The sequence below is a fragment of the Thermostichus vulcanus str. 'Rupite' genome (assembly GCF_022848905.1).
GTDB classification, from domain to species: Bacteria; Cyanobacteriota; Cyanobacteriia; order Thermostichales; family Thermostichaceae; genus Thermostichus; species Thermostichus vulcanus_A.
Genome location: NZ_JAFIRA010000009.1, coordinates 1 through 17,254, shown reverse-complemented (window position 1 = coordinate 17,254; position 17,254 = coordinate 1). Strand labels below are relative to the sequence as shown.

Annotated in this window: 16 protein-coding genes; 11 read left to right on the top strand and 5 right to left on the bottom strand. The window is 56.3% G+C overall.

The annotated features are described in order from the left end of the window. Positions 1–70: 70 nt before the first annotated feature. Together JX360_RS05390 and JX360_RS05385 are read left to right on the top strand one after the other, a co-directional pair. Entirely contained in the window at positions 71–508 is a 438-nt protein-coding gene (locus tag JX360_RS05390; protein ID WP_244349576.1) for a peroxiredoxin, read from the top strand. A 49-nt stretch (positions 509–557) separates the two neighbouring features. After that, the gene (locus tag JX360_RS05385; RefSeq protein ID WP_244349575.1) at positions 558–1,310 is read left to right on the top strand and encodes a M15 family metallopeptidase; all 753 of its coding nucleotides are present in this window, start codon (positions 558–560) and stop codon (positions 1,308–1,310) included. Positions 1,311–1,353: 43 nt separating this feature from the next. Here the strand turns inward: JX360_RS05385 and JX360_RS05380 are convergent, their stop codons facing one another. Together JX360_RS05380 and JX360_RS05375 are read right to left on the bottom strand one after the other, a co-directional pair. After that, positions 1,354–1,635 carry a hypothetical protein gene (locus JX360_RS05380; RefSeq protein WP_244349574.1) on the bottom strand — a complete coding sequence of 94 codons (282 nt, stop codon included), beginning with the start codon at positions 1,633–1,635 and terminating at the stop codon, positions 1,354–1,356. Positions 1,636–1,774: 139 nt separating this feature from the next. After that, positions 1,775–3,046, bottom strand: coding sequence for a class I SAM-dependent methyltransferase (locus tag JX360_RS05375; protein ID WP_244349573.1), 1,272 nt, complete (start codon positions 3,044–3,046; stop codon positions 1,775–1,777). Positions 3,047–3,184: 138 nt separating this feature from the next. Here JX360_RS05375 and JX360_RS05370 point away from each other — a divergent pair, with 138 nt between their 5' ends. The 4 genes from JX360_RS05370 (at position 3,185) to JX360_RS05355 (ending at position 7,797) form a co-directional block, all read left to right on the top strand. Further along, a complete protein-coding gene (locus JX360_RS05370) occupies positions 3,185–4,003 on the top strand; it encodes a hypothetical protein (RefSeq protein WP_244349572.1) in 819 nt (272 codons plus the stop codon). Positions 4,004–4,293: 290 nt separating this feature from the next. Continuing rightward, on the top strand, positions 4,294–5,271 hold the full coding sequence (locus tag JX360_RS05365) for a PspA/IM30 family protein (protein ID WP_244349571.1): 978 nt from the start codon (positions 4,294–4,296) through the stop codon (positions 5,269–5,271). Positions 5,272–5,325: 54 nt separating this feature from the next. After that, a complete protein-coding gene (locus JX360_RS05360; protein ID WP_244349570.1) occupies positions 5,326–6,423 on the top strand; it encodes a mechanosensitive ion channel family protein in 1,098 nt (365 codons plus the stop codon). A 258-nt stretch (positions 6,424–6,681) separates the two neighbouring features. Then, complete coding sequence (locus JX360_RS05355) at positions 6,682–7,797, top strand: hypothetical protein (RefSeq protein WP_244349569.1); 1,116 nt, start codon at positions 6,682–6,684, stop codon at positions 7,795–7,797. Between the two features lie 35 nt (positions 7,798–7,832). Here JX360_RS05355 and JX360_RS05350 read toward each other — a convergent pair whose 3' ends face one another. Further along, positions 7,833–8,801, bottom strand: a complete 969-nt coding sequence (locus tag JX360_RS05350) for an aldose epimerase family protein (RefSeq protein WP_244349568.1) — start codon at positions 8,799–8,801, stop codon at positions 7,833–7,835. A 71-nt stretch (positions 8,802–8,872) separates the two neighbouring features. Between JX360_RS05350 and JX360_RS05345 the strand changes: the two genes are divergently transcribed. From JX360_RS05345 to sigC, 4 genes are all read left to right on the top strand, one after another. Beyond that, positions 8,873–9,979, top strand: a complete 1,107-nt coding sequence (locus JX360_RS05345; protein WP_244349567.1) for a CIA30 family protein — start codon at positions 8,873–8,875, stop codon at positions 9,977–9,979. Continuing rightward, positions 9,972–11,828 (top strand): ArnT family glycosyltransferase, encoded by a 1,857-nt coding sequence (locus tag JX360_RS05340; protein WP_244349566.1) that lies wholly within the window; start codon positions 9,972–9,974, stop codon positions 11,826–11,828. The genes JX360_RS05345 and JX360_RS05340 overlap by 8 nt, the downstream gene beginning before the upstream one ends. Next, positions 11,825–12,556, top strand: a complete 732-nt coding sequence (gene radC, locus JX360_RS05335; RefSeq protein WP_244349565.1) for a RadC family protein — start codon at positions 11,825–11,827, stop codon at positions 12,554–12,556. The genes JX360_RS05340 and radC overlap by 4 nt, the downstream gene beginning before the upstream one ends. Before the next feature lie 522 nt (positions 12,557–13,078). Continuing rightward, positions 13,079–14,185 carry an RNA polymerase sigma factor SigC gene (sigC, locus tag JX360_RS05330; RefSeq protein WP_244349564.1) on the top strand — a complete coding sequence of 369 codons (1,107 nt, stop codon included), beginning with the start codon at positions 13,079–13,081 and terminating at the stop codon, positions 14,183–14,185. Here sigC and murJ read toward each other — a convergent pair. Both murJ and JX360_RS05320 read right to left on the bottom strand, forming a co-directional pair. After that, positions 14,182–15,858 carry a murein biosynthesis integral membrane protein MurJ gene (gene murJ / locus JX360_RS05325; RefSeq protein ID WP_244349563.1) on the bottom strand — a complete coding sequence of 559 codons (1,677 nt, stop codon included), beginning with the start codon at positions 15,856–15,858 and terminating at the stop codon, positions 14,182–14,184. The two genes, sigC and murJ, sit on opposite strands and share 4 nt — an antisense overlap. A 163-nt stretch (positions 15,859–16,021) precedes the next feature. After that, positions 16,022–16,408 (bottom strand): DUF4278 domain-containing protein, encoded by a 387-nt coding sequence (locus tag JX360_RS05320; RefSeq protein ID WP_244349562.1) that lies wholly within the window; start codon positions 16,406–16,408, stop codon positions 16,022–16,024. Positions 16,409–16,822: 414 nt separating this feature from the next. Between JX360_RS05320 and JX360_RS05315 the strand changes: the two genes are divergently transcribed. Further along, a complete protein-coding gene (locus JX360_RS05315) occupies positions 16,823–17,068 on the top strand; it encodes a hypothetical protein (protein WP_244349561.1) in 246 nt (81 codons plus the stop codon). Positions 17,069–17,254: the final 186 nt, after the last annotated feature.

Here is a 17,254-nt window from a genome sequence, read left to right as displayed (position 1 = left end):
AAGAAAATGCTGAGGGCAGCCCTTTAGGGATTTTGCCTATCCATTGCGCCTTTCAAGGTAACTTCCTCATATGGTTCTCCCCGTTGGCACTGCCGCCCCCGGCTTTAACACCATCGATACCCAAGGCAATTCCATTACCTTATCCAGTTTGGCGGGCAAAACCGTCATTCTTTACTTCTACCCCAAAGACGATACCCCCGGTTGTACCAAAGAAGCCTGTGGATTCCGTGATGCTTATGCCGATTATCAGGGCAAAGATGTGGTGGTCTTGGGGGTGAGCATGGATGACCAAGCCTCCCACCAAAAGTTCACGGAGAAGTACAACCTGCCTTTCCCGCTACTGGTAGATAGCAGCGGGGTGATTACCCGTGCCTACGATGTGGATGGGGGCGGCTACTCGAAGCGGGTAACCTATGTGATCGATGGTGAGGGTAAAATCGCTAAGGTCTATCAAAACATCAATACCGAAACCCACGCCCGTGACATTTTGGCGGATTTGGGACTGTGATAGGGTCCCATTCCTTCTGTTTCCCTAGCTGGATCCCCTGCTTTTGCGCATGAACGACGACATTCCGGTCGCACGTCGCCAACCCACTCAGGCGGGGAGGAAACAGGGTCTGGGGTTCTCATGGCGGTTATGGCTGCGCCTAGGGCTAGGTTTACTTCTGCTGGGGATCCTGTCCTGGGTGGGTTGGGGTCTATGGGAGTTATGGGATTCCTCGAAGATGGTGGATCCCGTAGCGGTGGAAGCGCCGATTCAGTCGATTTTTCCTTTGCCGCAGCCAACCCTTCAGGATAGTCGAGTGTCTCTACTGGGGCATTTTGCTTATGCAGAGGCCCCTCTAGACAGTCTGCAAGCAGTCGGTAGCTACCATGGCCGGGAAATTCACCTGCGCCAAGCGGCTGCCGAAAGTTACCGTCGTATGAATGAAGCTGCCCAAGCCGCCGGGATCCGTCTCGTCCCGATTTCGGGGTTCCGTTCCATTGCGGATCAAGAGTTCTTGTTTTTTCAACTGGCCCAGTCCCGCGCCTTGCGACCGGAAGAACGGGCTGCCGTCAGCGCTCCACCGGGCTACAGCGAACATCACACCGGCTATGCCATCGATATCGGTGATGCAGGGTTTCCCCAATTCGATACGAAAGAAGAATTTGAAACCACCCCTGCCTTTCGCTGGCTGGAGAGCCATGCTGCTCGCTTTGGCTTTGAACTGTCTTTCCCGCGTGGCAACCCTCAGGGGGTGAGCTATGAACCTTGGCATTGGCGCTTCGTGGGTGACCGGGACAGTCTTGAAACCTTCTACACTCGCTGATTCGGCCCATCTGTAATTGGATCTGTTGATGTAACTGGGTGGATTAACGGGAGGGCTGCGAGTGTTGCTGGGCTTTGTTGCGCTTATTCAGATGGTGCGCAATGGGAATCGTAGCCAGCAGGCTGATTGGTCCCATCACCAGCAGTCCACCCACAATCACGGCGGGAGGAGCAGCTTTGCGCCAGAAGGGATCCCCTACCGGCTTGGCTTTAGCAGAGGATTCTGTTTTGCCAGGGGCTGGAGAGGTGGCAGCTGGGCGCTCTTTTTCCCAGTCTTGCATCGCTGTTTCTAGGTCTGCGGCAGGGATCCCCAATTCAGCGGCCATTTCTTGAAGTTGATAACCTCAGCCTCCGACACAAACTTGCAGGGAAACAGATCCCCACCTCTTTCATTATCCCCCAAACCGCAGGTCGGATCCCAGGCGGGTCTCCACAGTGAATAATCACTTGTCAAGGGTATTTCCCTTACAGGCTGGGTTGCAGCAGGATAAAGAGAAAATCCTCTAACGCCGTCAGGTAGGTCAACACCTCATCGGCTGCTTTTTCTGCCTCCAGGGATCCCAACTCCACCACGCCTTGAATCACCTCTCGGACTGGAGTTGGCCCTTGCAACAGGGGAGCGAGCCATTTGAGTTTGTCGGCAGGAAGGGTAATCCGCCCGTGGGTAGCCCCTGTCCACTGCATTTCATAGGGTCGGTTCTCTTGTAAGGCTTTGGTGTACTCCTGATGAAAGCGCGGGCTATCCAGCAAAATGGGGTTGAATTGTACGGATCCCTCTAACCAATCCTCATCGCTCCAGGGAAACACCAAAGAAGATCCGGCGTGATCTACCCAAAAGTCGATCAAGCGGTGGGCAGGTCGGATTAATTCATAAAGTTGGAGCCGCTCCATCGGACTCATCGCTTCCAGTTTGCGCCGTACAAATTCCGGCACCTCCTTAAACAAAGACTCCACCGACCAATCGGGCATATCCACCAAGCTTAAAAACCCCAACCCAGCCTGCCGCAACATCTCAAACAACTCAGGGATGGTAAAACCCTTGTCGTTGGAAAGCAGGTAGTTATTCAGAATGGCGGGATCCTCGGTGTAGCTGGCTGGATTCCAGAGCACCCCTTTAGCAACCTCCTCCTGCAGGGATCCCATAAACTCCCGTACATTTTTGGCCCCTGTGGCCGGCGCAACATCAAATTGTCCCACCATTTGGAAGGCTTCCTGCATACGAAAGAATACCTGCCGTTGGTAGCGATGGTGCAGATTGGCGCGGATAATGCCCTCCGGTTTTAAGACACGTTTCATCGCCCGCAAGCCATCCGTGGGATCCTCCAGTAAATACAAAACATCATTCAAACTGATGAAATCGAATTGGATCCCAAGGCGATCCAGTTCCAGCAAATTGAGCACATAAAACTCGGTATCTGTGAAGCCGTGGTAGCGTAGACGTTCTTCCGTGAGCTTAACGGAGGCAGGAGACAGATCAAAAGCGACGATCTTGGCCCCAGGATTGGCCTCCGCCATCATCAGGGTTTCCCAGCCGGAGCCACAGCCCGCATTCAGCAAAACTTTACCCTCTGGTTCAATCACTGCATGGGTACGAACGTACTGAGCTGTGGTGTAGCTCATTTTGAACATCTCTGGCAGGGCATTGCGGGCCGTTTGCGAGAGCGGAACATTGGGATAGGGCAGCGCTTCGTAAAGGGTGAGGGCCCGTTCAGAGGCAGAGAGGGTACGACTGGCCATGAAGTAGGAATAGAGCAGAATTTAAGATGAGTGTAGCCGCTGTAGAAGTCGCAACCGCGGTCTTGTTCAGGATCCCAGGTTGACCTACAGATGAGAACTACCCCGAAAGGATTGTTCAACTCCCTTGGATAGCCACCGATGAACACTGCTTCCCTAGCGCATCGCCATTTCCGGTTCTCCCTGAAAAACACCTTGCCTGCCGTTTTGGGGTTGCTGCTTTGTGGCGGGATCCTAGTGCAGTCTCAGTTGCCGATGTTGGAGCGGATCAACCTGGGGGAACTGGAAAATGCCGAAGCTCGCAAAGATCGCAACATTGCCTTGGCCAATGTGTTGGGCTGGCTGGGTTACCGCAACCTGGCAGCCTCCTGGCTATGGTTGGAGCTGATCCAATACTATGGCGACGGCCCTGGACGCACCCTGACCGGATATGGCTTGGCCTACGACTACTTCGACCACATGACCCGGTTGGATCCTAATTTTTTCCTGGGCTATCGGCTGTCCAGTTTGGTCTTGGCCTATCGGGCCGGGCAACCGGAGCAAGCGATTGAAATTCTGGATCGCGGTATTCAGCAGTTCACCCCCGAAACCAACCCCGGTGCCTGGCGGCTTTACGTGGATCGGGCCTTGCTGAATTTCTTGTTTTTGGGAGATGCGCAAGCAGGTCGAGACGACTACTACCGAGCTGCCGCTTGGCGGGAGCAAGTGGGTCTACCCGGGGATGATTTTCGCCAATTGGGGGACAATATCGCCCGTAGCCCCCTTAGTCGCCGTGCCCGGTTTGATGTTTGGATGAGCGTGTTTAACTCCACCACTGACCGGGATACTCGCATCTTTGTCTTGGAGCAACTGGCCCAATTGGGTACAGTCCTGCGAACACTGCCAACGGGCGAGATCGAGATTCAGGCCCCACCCCTACCCGACTTCCCCGACGAAGAGCCGTACCTTTTGCGTCTATAGAGTGCGTCTATGAAGATTGCGCCTTAGGGTTGTGACGTTGGCAAGGAATGTGAGCTAAGCTCTAGCCCAAATCATGTCAACCCCATGAGCTGACTCTTCATGAGCCAATCCCTTTTGTCAAGAAAGTTTACTTTTGGCACGAGAAAGTGTCAGCCCCAATACCTTCATGGGAGGGGCTTTTTGGATAGCCTCTATTGCAAGTCCTTGTGACGCCCTGGGTTTGCCCTAGGTTCCTGAACTTTTTATTTCTTAATCTTTGCTCTTGCCCTGCTCTATTAGGAGTGACCCCCATGACCTCAAGAACTTCCCTCCTGGTAATGGTTACCGCTGTATCGAGTATTTGGAGTGGGCTTCCTGCGGCGGCTCAATCCTCGGGGACAGCGCGAGTCCGCTCAGTCGTCGATGGGGACACCTTTTGGGCGGATCTGAACGGCAGGCCCACCCGGTTTCGACTTTCCTACGTGGATGCGCCGGAGCTGACCCAAGGGCGGTGGGGGCGGCTGTCCCAAGAAGCACTACAAAACTTGATTCCAACGGGATCCCTGGTGCAGGTGGATACCCTCTATGTCACACCGGAAGGGCTGCACATTGCCCAGGTGTACAACGCCGATGGTTTGGTGAATTTGGAGATGCTGCGCCAGGGGCATGCGGTGGTTTACGAGCGCTTTTTGCACGGAGCGAATCGTCAGCGCTATTTGGAGGCTCAGGAGGGGGCGCAGGCGGCGCGGCTGGGGTTCTGGCAGCAACGTAACCCAGTGATGCCTTGGGAGTTTCGGGAGACAGGTGTCCAAACTTCGGCCTTTGCCGGGGCTAATGTGTTGAATGGGTCTTTTATCCGTGAAAACCCGACGGCGGCTGCGGGGGTGGGCATTGCCACAGTGGTGGTCATGGTTGGTCTGAGCAAATTGCTGTGGAAGAAGCCCAGCCAGAAGAAGGTGAGCATCCGGCAAATGGAGCGGGATCTGAAACAGTTGCAGCGCAGCCTCACCACGACCTTGGCCAGCCGCAAACAACTGGAACGGCAGTACGATGAAATCCTCCAGAAGGCAGAGGATTGGTTTATCCGGGCCGAGCAGGCCACCCAACACCAGAATGACGGTATGGCCCGAGAGGCTTTGGTGCAACGGAATCAACACATGAGTGCGGCTGAAGCGGTGCGCAAATCCCTAGATGAAGTGGAGGCGCAAATGGTCACGATTCGGGAGAGCATTGCCCGCGTTGAAAGCCAAATCTCGATGGCCAAGCTAGAACGGGAGATGAACAATTGAATCCGTTGAGAACTGGCCGGTTGAGGCGGTAAGCCACCTGAACGGAGTTTGCCTATGGAGTGGTTGCAAGGGCTGGAGATCAGCCGAGGGTGGGCCCAGGTGGGGGTGATCACCCTGGTGGGGCTGCTGGCATTCGGGTTGGGTCGCTGGATCCCGAAGTGGCTGAAGCCAATGGTAAAAAAATTGGCTAGCCCGGATGTGGCGGAGGTATACGAGCGCACGGTGGATCCCTACGCGGGATTGATCGGGTTGGTGGTGACGCTGCTCCTGGCTGAGGGGGTGCTGCTGGCGTTGCCGCGTGGGTTGTGGTTGCACCTGACAGAACTGGGGGTGAGCCTGGCCCTGACGATAGCGCTGGTTTGGCTGTTGACCCGCTTGGTGAGAGGCTTTGCCGATGTTTATCTGCGGGATACGGCTCTTAAGGGGGGGCGCAAGGTCAATAGTGAGCTGCTGATCGTGGGGCGGATTAGTGCCAACTTAGCGATTGGCTTTTTGGCGTTGTTGCTCTTTGCCCAAACTCATCAGATTAATGTGGTGGGGCTGTTTGCCAGCTTGGGGATTGGGGGGTTGGCCGTGGCGTTTGCGGCCCAGAAAACCTTGGAGCAACTACTCGGGGGCATCGTCATCTATGTGGATCGACCTTTTGTGGTGGATGACTATATTGGGCTGCCGGATGGCACCTTTGGTCGAGTCGAGTCGATTGGGTTGCGCTCCACCCGCATTCGCACCTCTGGGAAAGGTACGTTGGTGATTGTGCCCAATAGTGCCCTTACACAGGTGAGTATCGAGAATTTCACCGGGGCAAAGAAGGTGATGTCGCTGATTTATCTGACCTTTCAGCGCCTCTTGCCCGATGAAGAAAAGGCTCTGATTCGGCAGGTGATTTTGGAGAGTACCCGCGATATTTTTGGCATTGATTCTCGCAGCACGGATCTCACCTTTCGGGAGTTGAATGCTCAGGGATCCCAGCCAGCCCGTAGCCAAGCGCAACTGACCTTTTTTATTCTGGGATCCGGAGAAGTTTCAATGGATTTACGCCGACAACTGCTGGATTTGGCCAACGAAACCATTACCCAGAGGCTGAAGGAGTATGGGATTGCCTTTGAAATTCAGGATCCCACCATTTATGTGGATGCCCCGATTACGATCTAGTTTCCAGATCATCCCCATCTGCTCGGTAAAAAACTGGATCCGCTCATCCAAGTCCGCGACTCCGATGGCAACGTGATCAACCCGCTCGATCATGCTCACTCCCAACTTCGTGCAAGCTAATCCTGAGGTGGGATCCGAGAAAAATCTGTATCAATCTTTGCCTCTTTTTCGGGAGAAGCACAACCCCTCTCCTGGATACAGGTTCTAAAGTCGCTGGGAAGCTCTGCCATAATGAGTCGGCTTAAGTGTGAGGGGCGAATGGAGACTCTTGAAACAGTGGCAACATCCGTAACGACATCCGTAGAGGCATCCGCCATCCGCTTGGAAACTTGGGCGGCTGAACTACCCACGGGATCCCTGGAGGACTTGGCGTTGCCGGATCCCACAGATGAAGCCTTGCCAGAGCCAGAGTTTGAGCAGCAGGTGGAACGGGCTTGGCAGGTATGTGACCGCTTTGATTTGCAAACAGAGATTTGGCGTGGGCGTATTTTGCGGGTAGTGCGGGATCGGGAAAAACAACGGGGGGATGGACGGGGCAGTGGCTTTCTCAATTGGCTCAAAGACCGGGAGATCAGCAAAAGTCGAGCCTATGCGCTGCTGGAGCTGGCAGACCGTGCCGATAGCCTCATGCAAAGCCAGGAACTGGAACCGGAGACGGTGGATCGCTTTAGCAAACGCGCTTTTTTGGAAACCGCCCAAGCTCCTCCACCTGTGCAGCAAATGGTGGTGGAAGCAGCGCAACAAGGCCAACGGATTACCCGACGACAGGTGCGCGACCTCACGGACGAGTGGACAGCGGCGACTTCAGAGTTGATCCCAGCCCCCATTCGGGCCAAAGCTGCCGAACAGAGCATTCCCAGCCGCTACCTCACCCCCTTAGTGCGGGAACTGGAAAAATTGCCGGGATCCCATCAGCAAGCTCTACAAGCAGAAATCGCCCTCAATCCGGATGTGGATACCCTCAAGCAAGCCACCGCCGATGCCCGTTTTTTGGCCCGATATTTACAATCTGCCGCTCAGGTGCAAGTCCTGCAGGAACAGGAGGGGTTGGACTTGGAGGGTGCCCTAGAAGAAGCCTTGCGGTTGGGGTTGCTGAACTTGACGGCTGATTTGGTGAATCAAGCGGCACAACTGGAGCAAACCTTGGCACGCCTATTCACCACCTGGAAACGCCTGGGATCCCTGGCTGAGAAGTTGGATGGCCACATTGGCGCCAGTACCCCCCATTTGCGTCGCCTTTGCCGTTCCATCGAACAGCATCTTTCCGGCTCAACGATCCAGACCGGGTTGGGGCGGGGGGCGGAGGCGCTGCGGCTGCAGGTGGCGCTCCAGGTTTTGGCAGGGGAAGAAGAGGCCGATTTCCAGGGATCCTGACTCAATCGCTGTTGAAGGTTGGGATCCCTGTCAACTCAGTTCAGTGCATCGACCTGGAGCACAAACTGGGTTTCCAGGCTGTCTCCGGGCGGGAGTTGGATCCGTTGTTCCCCTGAGATGAGAGCATTGCGGGGCCCTGTCCAGGGTTCTAGACAGAAGAAGGGTTTGCCCCGCACCGTCCAAAACACCAGAGTCCGAAAGCATTCATCGTAGGTGAGGGTTACCTTTCTCCCGGCCACGGGATCCACAACCGTTGCCTCCTGTGCCGTTAACGTCTTGAAGGCCACATCGATTTCAGGAGCCGTCCAATCGAAAGTACCCGTAAAAGGGGCGCTGGTTTGGCTGAGGTGGTCGTATAGCTCCTGGGCCGGGATCTGGATCTGCAACTGGGGTTTGGCTGCCTCCGAGACGTTGAAATAGGGGTGAAACCCGACCGAAAAAGGCATGTTTTCTGCGGAGCAGTTGGTGATGTGTTGCTTGAGGAGGAGTTGACGACCTCGCAGTTGGTAGCTGAACAGCAGCGTGAACTCGAAGGGGTAGGCAGCCAGCGTTTGGGCATCACTTTCCAACATCAACGTCAGCGAGGCTTGGCCGGCCTCTGCACCGCTATCTTGATCCACCACCTGCCAGGGCAGATTGCGGGCAAAACCGTGCTGTTTGAGGGTGTAGCTCCGCCCCCCATGGCTGTACGTGTTGTCGGGCAGGTTGCCACAAATGGGGAACAGGATGGGAATGCCCCCCCGCACCGTCAAGCTGGGATCCAGAAACCGCTCCTCATCCATGTAGAGGATCTCCTCCCCCTGGATCCGCCAACGGGTGAGCATGCCGCCCCGCTCCGGCACAATCTCCGCTTCGGATCCGCTGTGTTCATCTTTGAGGAGATAGGTCAGGTAGGGCTTGGGGAATGAGGTGATGCTGTACACAAAGGCAGCCTCCAAAGCGGGATCCCTTTCATTGTCGGGGAACCGCAGCCGTTTGGCAGGGAGCTGGATGTTGGCAGACAATCTCAGTAGGGTGGTTCTGCAGTCGGTTGCCCCACTGGCAAGGCCACTGCCATCTCGCTGAGGGTTTGGTGATGTCCTGGGATTTGGGCCGATTCTGGAATACGCTGACCTACTACGATGCGCTGCCCTTTGCCGAGGCTTGGCGCTGGGTACACAATGGGTTTCAACCCAAGTCGAGTGTCAATCCTGTGCCACCTATCCTTTCCGGGTCGCTCCCTGCTCAAGCGCTGTTGCTGGGGAGAGGGTTACCAACCGGGCTAGCAGAGGCCCTGAAGCAGCAAGGGGTAGAGGTGTGGGATTCCAGCCAGGATTTGGCTCAAGGTTTGGCTGCGGCGACGGTGTTCCTGGGTCTAGAGGATGCAGAACTGGCGCAAACCCATCTGGATCAGATCCGCCACAGCGGCCGGACGGAACAGATGCTGTTTGATTTTCGCCAACCCAATCCAGATTTGGGGGAGTTTTGGGGCATTCTGGATGATGTGGTGATGGGGGGGGTGAGCCAAAGCCAGTTGCTGTGGGGAGAAGGGGAGCTTCTGTTTACCGGCCAGGTTTCTACGGCCAACTCCGGCGGATTTGTTTCCACCCGCACCCGCAATCTGGAACCCCCCTTAGATTTGTCTGGTTTTGCCGGCTTGGAGTTGCGTCTGCGGGGAGATGGACAACGCTACAAGTTCTTTCTGCGGGATCAAACTGGGTGGGATAGCCCTGCCTTCAGCTGTGCTTTTGACACAAGACCTGCTCGCGTCAGCGGGACGGAGTCCTCAGCAGAACAGACGGTGCGGATCCCCTTTGCGGAGATGGTACCCACGTTTCGCGCTCGCCTACTGCCCAATGCCCCTCCCCTCAATTCCAGTCGCATCTGCTCGTTGCAGTTGATGCTGAGTAAGTTTGAGGCGGATGGCAGCCTGAACCCCCGCTTTCGTCCGGGATCCTTTCAACTGGGGTTGCGCTGGATAGGGGCCTATCGCCGGGATCCTTTGCCGCAAATCATCGGGGTGGTGCGAGACCGGATCCCAGAGGGGCTGTTGGCCCTCATGCAAGTGGGTTCTAGCCGTTGGTGTGGGGTAGAAGCGGCTGCAGACATGGAGGAATCGATCCTGGTGACACAATTACTGCAGCTGATGCAGTCGCCCCAATCCGTGGGTCAAGTTGAACGGGTTGAACAGTTCCATGCTTAAATCCCCGTGGCGCTCCCCCCGAAACGGATTTCCTCCTCAGGGATCCCCTTTCCGGGCTACTTTTCCCCTATGGCCAGCTTTGGGTATGGGCCTGCTGGCGGGGGCATGGCTGCTGTGGTGGCAAGGGATCCCTTTTTTGTTCGATTGGGATGAGCTGATCTACGGCAGTTTGGCCCGGCAGATGCTGGAGAGTGGGGATCCCCTGTCTCTGGTGATCAATGGTGAACCCTTTTTTGAGAAGCCCCCCCTCTTCTTCTGGCTGCAAGCGCTGGCCATGGGGGCTTTGGGAGTGAACGAGTGGGCGGCTCGTCTGCCGAATGCCTGGGTGGGTGGGGTGACGGTGGCGCTGGTGGTGGCTTGGGGATCCCATTTGCGGGGGGTGGGCTTTGGCTGCCTGTGGGGTCTCCTGCTGTTGACGGGCTATGTGCCACTGTTTTTTGCCAAGACGGGGTTGATCGATCCGCTGTTTAATCTGGGAATGGGTTTGGGGCTGGGATCCCTGTTGGGTGCGGATCAGGCTCGCTTGGTGGGGCAGTCCGGTCGGGCGTGGCTGGTGGTGGGGGCTTTGGCTTTGGGGTTGGCGGTCTTAGCCAAGGGGCCGTTGGGCTTGAGCTTGCCGCTGTTGATTTGGGCCGGGTACAAGGTTTGGCATCCGGATCCCTGGCCCCGCTGGGGCGAGGTAGTGGCCTTCTTGGCGTTGGCGGGTGGTGTTGCCCTCAGTTGGTTCGCACTGGAATGGAGGCAACAGGGGCCGGAGTGGGTGGAGCAGTTTTTGCGCTATCAGTGGCGCATCCTCACCACGTCGGATGGGCATCCTGGCCCCTTTTATTTCCATCTGCTGGCGTTTGGGCTGGGGTGCTTTCCTTGGGCGGCCTTATCGCTGACCGGGATCCTGCGTACCCTGCTAGGGAAAGATCCAGGGGCAGGGGGGGGATCCCGCTTCCGCCGCCCACGGTTTCGTTTGGGATCAGCGGCCCAGGTGATGGATCCCTGCCAGCGGGCGGAGCACCTGCTCTTAGTGGCCTTTGGGATTGTGCTGCTGCTGTTTTCCCTGGTAGTGCAAACCAAACTGATCCACTACACCTCGCTGCTTTATCCGATGGGAGCCTATTTTGCGGCCCTGCGGCTGCAGTCCATTTGGGCAGGCCACTGTTCCTCCCCAACGCTGGCAGGATCGCACCAGCGGGACGAAGTCCTCAGTCGACTGACCCTCTGGGAATCGGTTTGGATCGGGCTGAGCGGCCTTTTTTGGCTATCCCTTTGGCTGGTGTTGCCCTGGCTGGGGGGATCCCAAGGCGAGGGGCTGGCGAATCTCGGTATAGACCTGACAGATGAGCTGGCCTGGGGGTATCTGAAGGCAGGGGTAGACTGGCCCCTTTACACCTATGGGCCGGCGCTGTTGTTGCTTGGGGGTGGGCTAGCCTGGAGCATCGGGCGACACAAGGTTTGGGGATGGGTGAGCTTGCTCTTGGCCACGGGGTTGAGCGCTCAGTTGGCTTGGGGCTGGGTTTTCCCACGTCTGTTGCAGCATACTCAAGGGGGATCCATCCACTTTTTTCGGCAGTTTGTTGGGGGTGAAGAAGGCTCGGCAGGCTTATTGTCAGGTACGGTGGGTCTGTACGGGTTTCGTTCGTTTGTGCCCTACTTTTATGGCCCTTTGCAGGTTCCCTATGCTGCCTTTCCGGCGGAGTTATCTGCCTGGGAGCGGACGGGACAAATGCCGGATTATCTGGTTACCTGGGATCCCTTTGTGGAGGAGTTGGCTGAACTGGGGTCTTTACAGGCGATTGAGCAACGGGGCCCCTTTTGGCTCCTGAAAACATCCCCTAGCTTTTCTGTTTCGCCATGAGCCAGTATGTGTTGCGCATGAGTGATATCCCCGCCCAGGATCGCCCGCGCGAACGGCTGCTCACCTACGGGGCCAAAACCCTCTCCAATGCCGAGCTGTTGGCGATTTTGCTGAATACAGGACAGGGGCCAGGTAAGCTTTCGGCGGTCGGGCTAGGACAGTTGCTCCTGAAAGAATTGGAACAACAAGGGGATCCCTTAGGGCAATTGCGGCAGGTGGAAGCAGGGGAACTGGTTCGGATCGAGGGCATCGGCCCGGCCAAAGCGGCAACCGTGTTGGCAGCCATCGAACTGGGGCGACGGGTATTTTTAGCTCGTCCCCCCGAACGTACCGTGATCAATTCTCCCGAACAGGCCGCTATGGCCCTGAGTGGCGAGTTGATGTGGGAGACTCAGGAACATTTTGCCGTGCTGCATCTGGATGTTAAGCACAAACTGCTCAGCCAGCAGATCATCACCCGTGGCACTGCCACTGAAACCCTCTCTCATCCCCGCGAAACCTTTCGCAGCGCCATTAAACAGGGGGCCAGCCGCATTCTCATCGCCCACAATCATCCCTCCGGCAGCTTGGATCCCAGCCCGGAAGATCTCGCCCTCACCCGACAATTGCTCCAAGCGGGGCAACTGCTGCAAATGCCTGTACTGGATCACCTCATCCTGGGGGGTGGACAATTCCTCAGTCTGCGCCAACGTACCACCCTCTGGGAAGAAATTCCCCAACCGGAATAAGCTGAGGGGATTTTCTCAATTTTCTCAAATAGCGACATCCTCTCGACGCTGATCCTAAGAATATGGATTTAGAATATGGATTTGCAGCCTGTCTCCCCTGTTGCCTCTCGAACTGCCTGGGGTACTTCCAACAGCTTCTGCTCCTAGCAGACGGTTGCCAGAGGGCAATACGCTTTTCGGTAGTGGCGGTGACGGTTGAGACAGCCGGGCCGTACGTTAGAACTCATGTCTCTGAATCAAGAAGAGCAACTATAATTAAGTTATGATAAGAGGCTCACGCTCTACCAACTATCTAATGCTCCCTCCGTTGCCACTTCTGCCTCCATGGATGGAGTGTAGCTTAGAAAGCAGGCTCCTGAAGAGGGTAGTGCCACATCCGCTTGGATGATGATAGCGCGAGGCCACCGTTGTTGGGGAACACTAGATTGAGCCCCCTCTGTAATTGCCGTTAACTGCCGTTATTACCCTCTCAGTCCACCTACTACCCACCCGCCTCTGTCGCTATTTCAGCCATACCTTAACATGTCTAACTACGAACCTGATCTCAACGACGTCTTAGCGATGGCCGATGGCCCTACCGATCTCCTCGATAACACCGAGGGGGTAGAGGTCGATATGGTCGACAGCGAATTTCTGGAAGAGGAGCCTACCCGCCGCTCTACTGACCTTGTACGCCTCTATTTGCAGGAAATCGGTCGCGTCCCTTTGCTGGGGCGGGATGAAGAGGTGTCTTTAGCCCAAAAAGTCCAGGACTACATGAAGCTCTTGGATCTGCGGTTTCGCCTGCAAAAAGATCTGGGACGGGATCCCACCCTGGCGGAATGGGCAGCCAAGGCCAATCAACACAGTGAATGGGAACATCTCACCCCCGAAAAGCTGCAGCAGGTACAGCGTATCGGTAACCGCGCTAAGGAACACATGATCAAGGCCAACCTGCGCCTGGTGGTGTCGGTTGCGAAAAAGTACCAAAATCGCGGCCTGGAGCTGCTGGATTTGATCCAGGAGGGTACCCTTGGCTTGGAACGGGCTGTTGAGAAGTTTGACCCAAAAAAAGGTTACCGCTTTAGCACCTACGCCTACTGGTGGATTCGGCAGGGCATCACCCGCGCCATCGCCACCCAGAGTCGCACCATTCGCTTGCCTGTCCACATCACCGAGAAGCTGAACAAAATTAAAAAAGCGCAGCGCAAAATCTCGCAGGAGAAAGGACGCACCCCCACCATCGAAGACATCGCCTCTGAGCTGGAGATGACCCCTCCCCAGGTGCGGGAATTGTTGGTGCGGGTGCCCCGCTCTGTCTCTCTGGAGACTAAAGTCGGCAAGGACAAAGACACCGAGCTGGGGGATCTGCTGGAAACCGACGATATCTCCCCGGAAGAAACCATGATGCGGGAGGCCCTGCATCGGGATCTGCAGCATTTGCTCTCGGATTTGACCATGCGCGAGCGGGATGTGATCCGGATGCGGTTTGGGTTGGGAGACGGGCGAACCTACTCGCTGGCAGAGATCGGCCGAGCCTTGGATCTGTCTCGGGAACGGGTACGGCAAATTGAAGCCAAAGCCCTGCAAAAGCTACGGCAACCGAAGCGGCGCAACCGGGTGCGGGATTACCTAGAGGCGATGGGCTAATCCCGGCTCCGGTTCAGTTTACGGATCAGTAGACTCAAAACCTGATTGGCGCGATTTCGGATTTGGGCTGCTACCCAGTCCATCTCTGGGATCCGCAAAGAAAACGCCCCCACGGCAAATAGACCCAAGCCCAGTGCTGCGGCCAGACTAGACCAGACCATGGCAGTGAGCAGCGGGGATCCCAGTAGCTGCAGTGAGCGCAGGTGGTTCCACAGCCAACCGCTCAGTCCACCTGCCAAGCCGGTGATCCCCAGCAGGGGCAGCAGGGAACGGCCCATTTCCAGCCAAGGGATCCCTTGTAGGCGGTGCTGGAGCCGGATCCCTAGCCAAATTAGGGCCACCAAGTTCACTCCTGCCGTAGCCAAGGCAATGCCCGGTGCTCCGAAAGCCCGCAAAAATAGGAAGTCCAGCAGGGCATTCAGACCGATGGCGATGCCGCTGATGCGTAATGGTGTAGCCCCATCCTCCAGCGCGTAAAAGATCCGCACCAACACATCCCGCAGCAGGTAACAGCTCATCCCCAAGCCATAGGCCATCAGCAGGGCTGCCACTTCCTGGGTCACCTCTGCCGTGAAGCGCCCGCGCTGGTAAGCCACCTGTACAATCGGTTCCGCCAGAGCCACCAATAGCATCGACAGCGGCAGGGTTAAGATGGCCGTAATCATCAAGCTTTGGCGGATCCGTTGGCGCAATTCTGGCCATCGAGCCCCATCCCCTGCCAACTGGGCATAGAGGGGCATCAAGGGCACCAACACCATGTTGGAGAGAATCCCCAGCGGAGTTTGTACCAAAAGTTGGGCATACCCTAAGTTGCCAATGGTGCGATCCCCCGGCACAAAAGAGGCAAAAAACAGATCCACATAAACATTGATGTGGATCATCCCGGAAGAAATCACCGCCGGCACCATCAACAGCCCCACCGCCCGTACCTGCGGGGATCCCCACTCAAACCGAAGGCGCGGTCGTCCCAACCCCAACCGTATTTGCAAGGGGACTTGGGCCAACCACTGAGCCACCGCCCCCACCAAGATTCCCCAGGCAATCAAGGAAGGGATCCCTGTCCAGCCGAGTGCGAGCAGGATCCCAATCACCGCCAAACTGGAGATCAGCGGGCTGAGAGCAGGCAAAACATAGTGCTCGGCGGCATTTAGCGCCCCAAAGCCAATGCCAATCAACCCCGAGAGCAAAGCCAATGGGGCCATGATCCGCAGTTGGGTGGCAGCCAAGGCATGAACTTCTGGGCTAGCCCCTGGCGCATTCAGGCGCACCACCCATTCCGCCCCCCACCACAGCCCCAGGGTGACCAGCAGGAGCAGGCAACCCACTAAGGTGGAGATGGACTCCAACCAGCGGGCCGGGTCATCTGTGGCGGGATCCCGCTGTTTTTTGAGGATGCTGACAATGGCACTATGAAACGGGCCGTTGATCCCGCCCAGCAGAATCAACAAAAAACCCGGTAGGATATAGGCCACCCCAAAAGCACTGTACTCCGGCCCCGATCCGTATACCGCCGCGATCAGGGCTTGCCGAATGAAGCCCATACCCTTGCTGAGCAAAGTCGCCCCGGCCACCAACCCCGCCACCGAGAGCAAAGAACGGGATGGCAGCCCCACGGGGGTTTCTTCCCGAGTCGTGGCATCCTCGATCATCGGCTCCCCTGCAACATCACTCATCCCCTCAATCTTGACCACGGAGAACAATTAGGGGCCTTGAAAGAGTACCCCAAGCAGCCAAGACCCCATTATCTAGGATTTCCGGGATCCCAAACCGATTGAGATGGATGATTGAGATGGCATTGAGAGAAATAGAGCGTGCCGACGAGGAGATTGGGCCAGCTTAAGCCAGCAGTTGCCGTTCCTGCTCCAGTTGTTGCAGCAAATGCTCATCGCCACGAGCTTGGGCGGAACGGATTCGCTCCTGGAGCCGACGAATCAGGTTTTGCCGGTGGGTCTCCTCAATCATGGCCATGAAGTGTTTGCGAGAGGAGGCACCTCCCCCTGACGGAGCCACTTCCGCCACAGGGCTACCCAGTGCCACAGTCGCAGCGGGATGCAGGGCAACACCTCGGTAAATAAGGGCAAAAGACTGAGGCAAAGCCATGACTGCCGACTGAGCATGCCAGCTCCACTCCAGCCCCCGGTGTTGACAGGGCACAACCCGTTCTTGAACCGTGGTGGAGAAAGGGAAAAACTCGTGGGCAATACCCCGATAGGTCAGTTGCATACGAAGACTCCAATGAAAATAGGACTGGGCTTTACAAAACAGGATCCCTTCACTAGATCATCCAAATGGCTAGAAGGGTAAAACTTGATTTTAATCTGTATTCAATTTTACGAAATGATGCCTTTGCTGTCAAATTATGCCGAATCTACTCTGATCTGAGTGACCAGTTCTTGCAACTGTTCCAGTACCGGATGGCAGAGAAATCCCTACTCTTGAGGGGTAGGACATAAGCGGATACTCGCATGCCCCGGCTGGCAGCAGCCCCGATCACTTTGAGTACGTCCGAGCAGACAGAACTCGAAATGTGCCAATGAAGCCAGGACGACCTAAGAAAGCGGAGTTCGAGTATAAAAGCCTCTTTCGTCAGTATGGGGAGGCTAGGCTTGAGGTAGAAGCTGAACTCCTTACCTAGCCATGACTCTAGCTCGTCAGGCGCTACCCACCCTTCAAGTCCTTGATGACTACTGTGAGGCCTACCGCCCCCACTTTCCTGAAGTACGCAGCTTTGAGTTTTTTAAGCTTATCCTTTTGGGTTTACTTTCCCCCATGAAGCGGAAGAGCTTGCCTGCCATTGCTCGCCACGTTGGGGTAGAAAGTCATCAATCCTTGTGGACTTGGTATTTGCAGACAGCCTTGACGGTGAGAGCAGCACTTTTGTGAATGGGTTAGAAGAGATGGGGCTGGAGTATATGGTCTCAATTCGCAGTAACCACGGGGTGTGGATGCTGCCTGGGGAGAGAGTAAGGCGTAGCCGATGGAGACGTTATGAGCGAATCTTTGCAGATGGGACGAAAGAGGAGAGATACATCCGGGGGCTGATATTCGGTCACAGAATGGAGAAGAGAT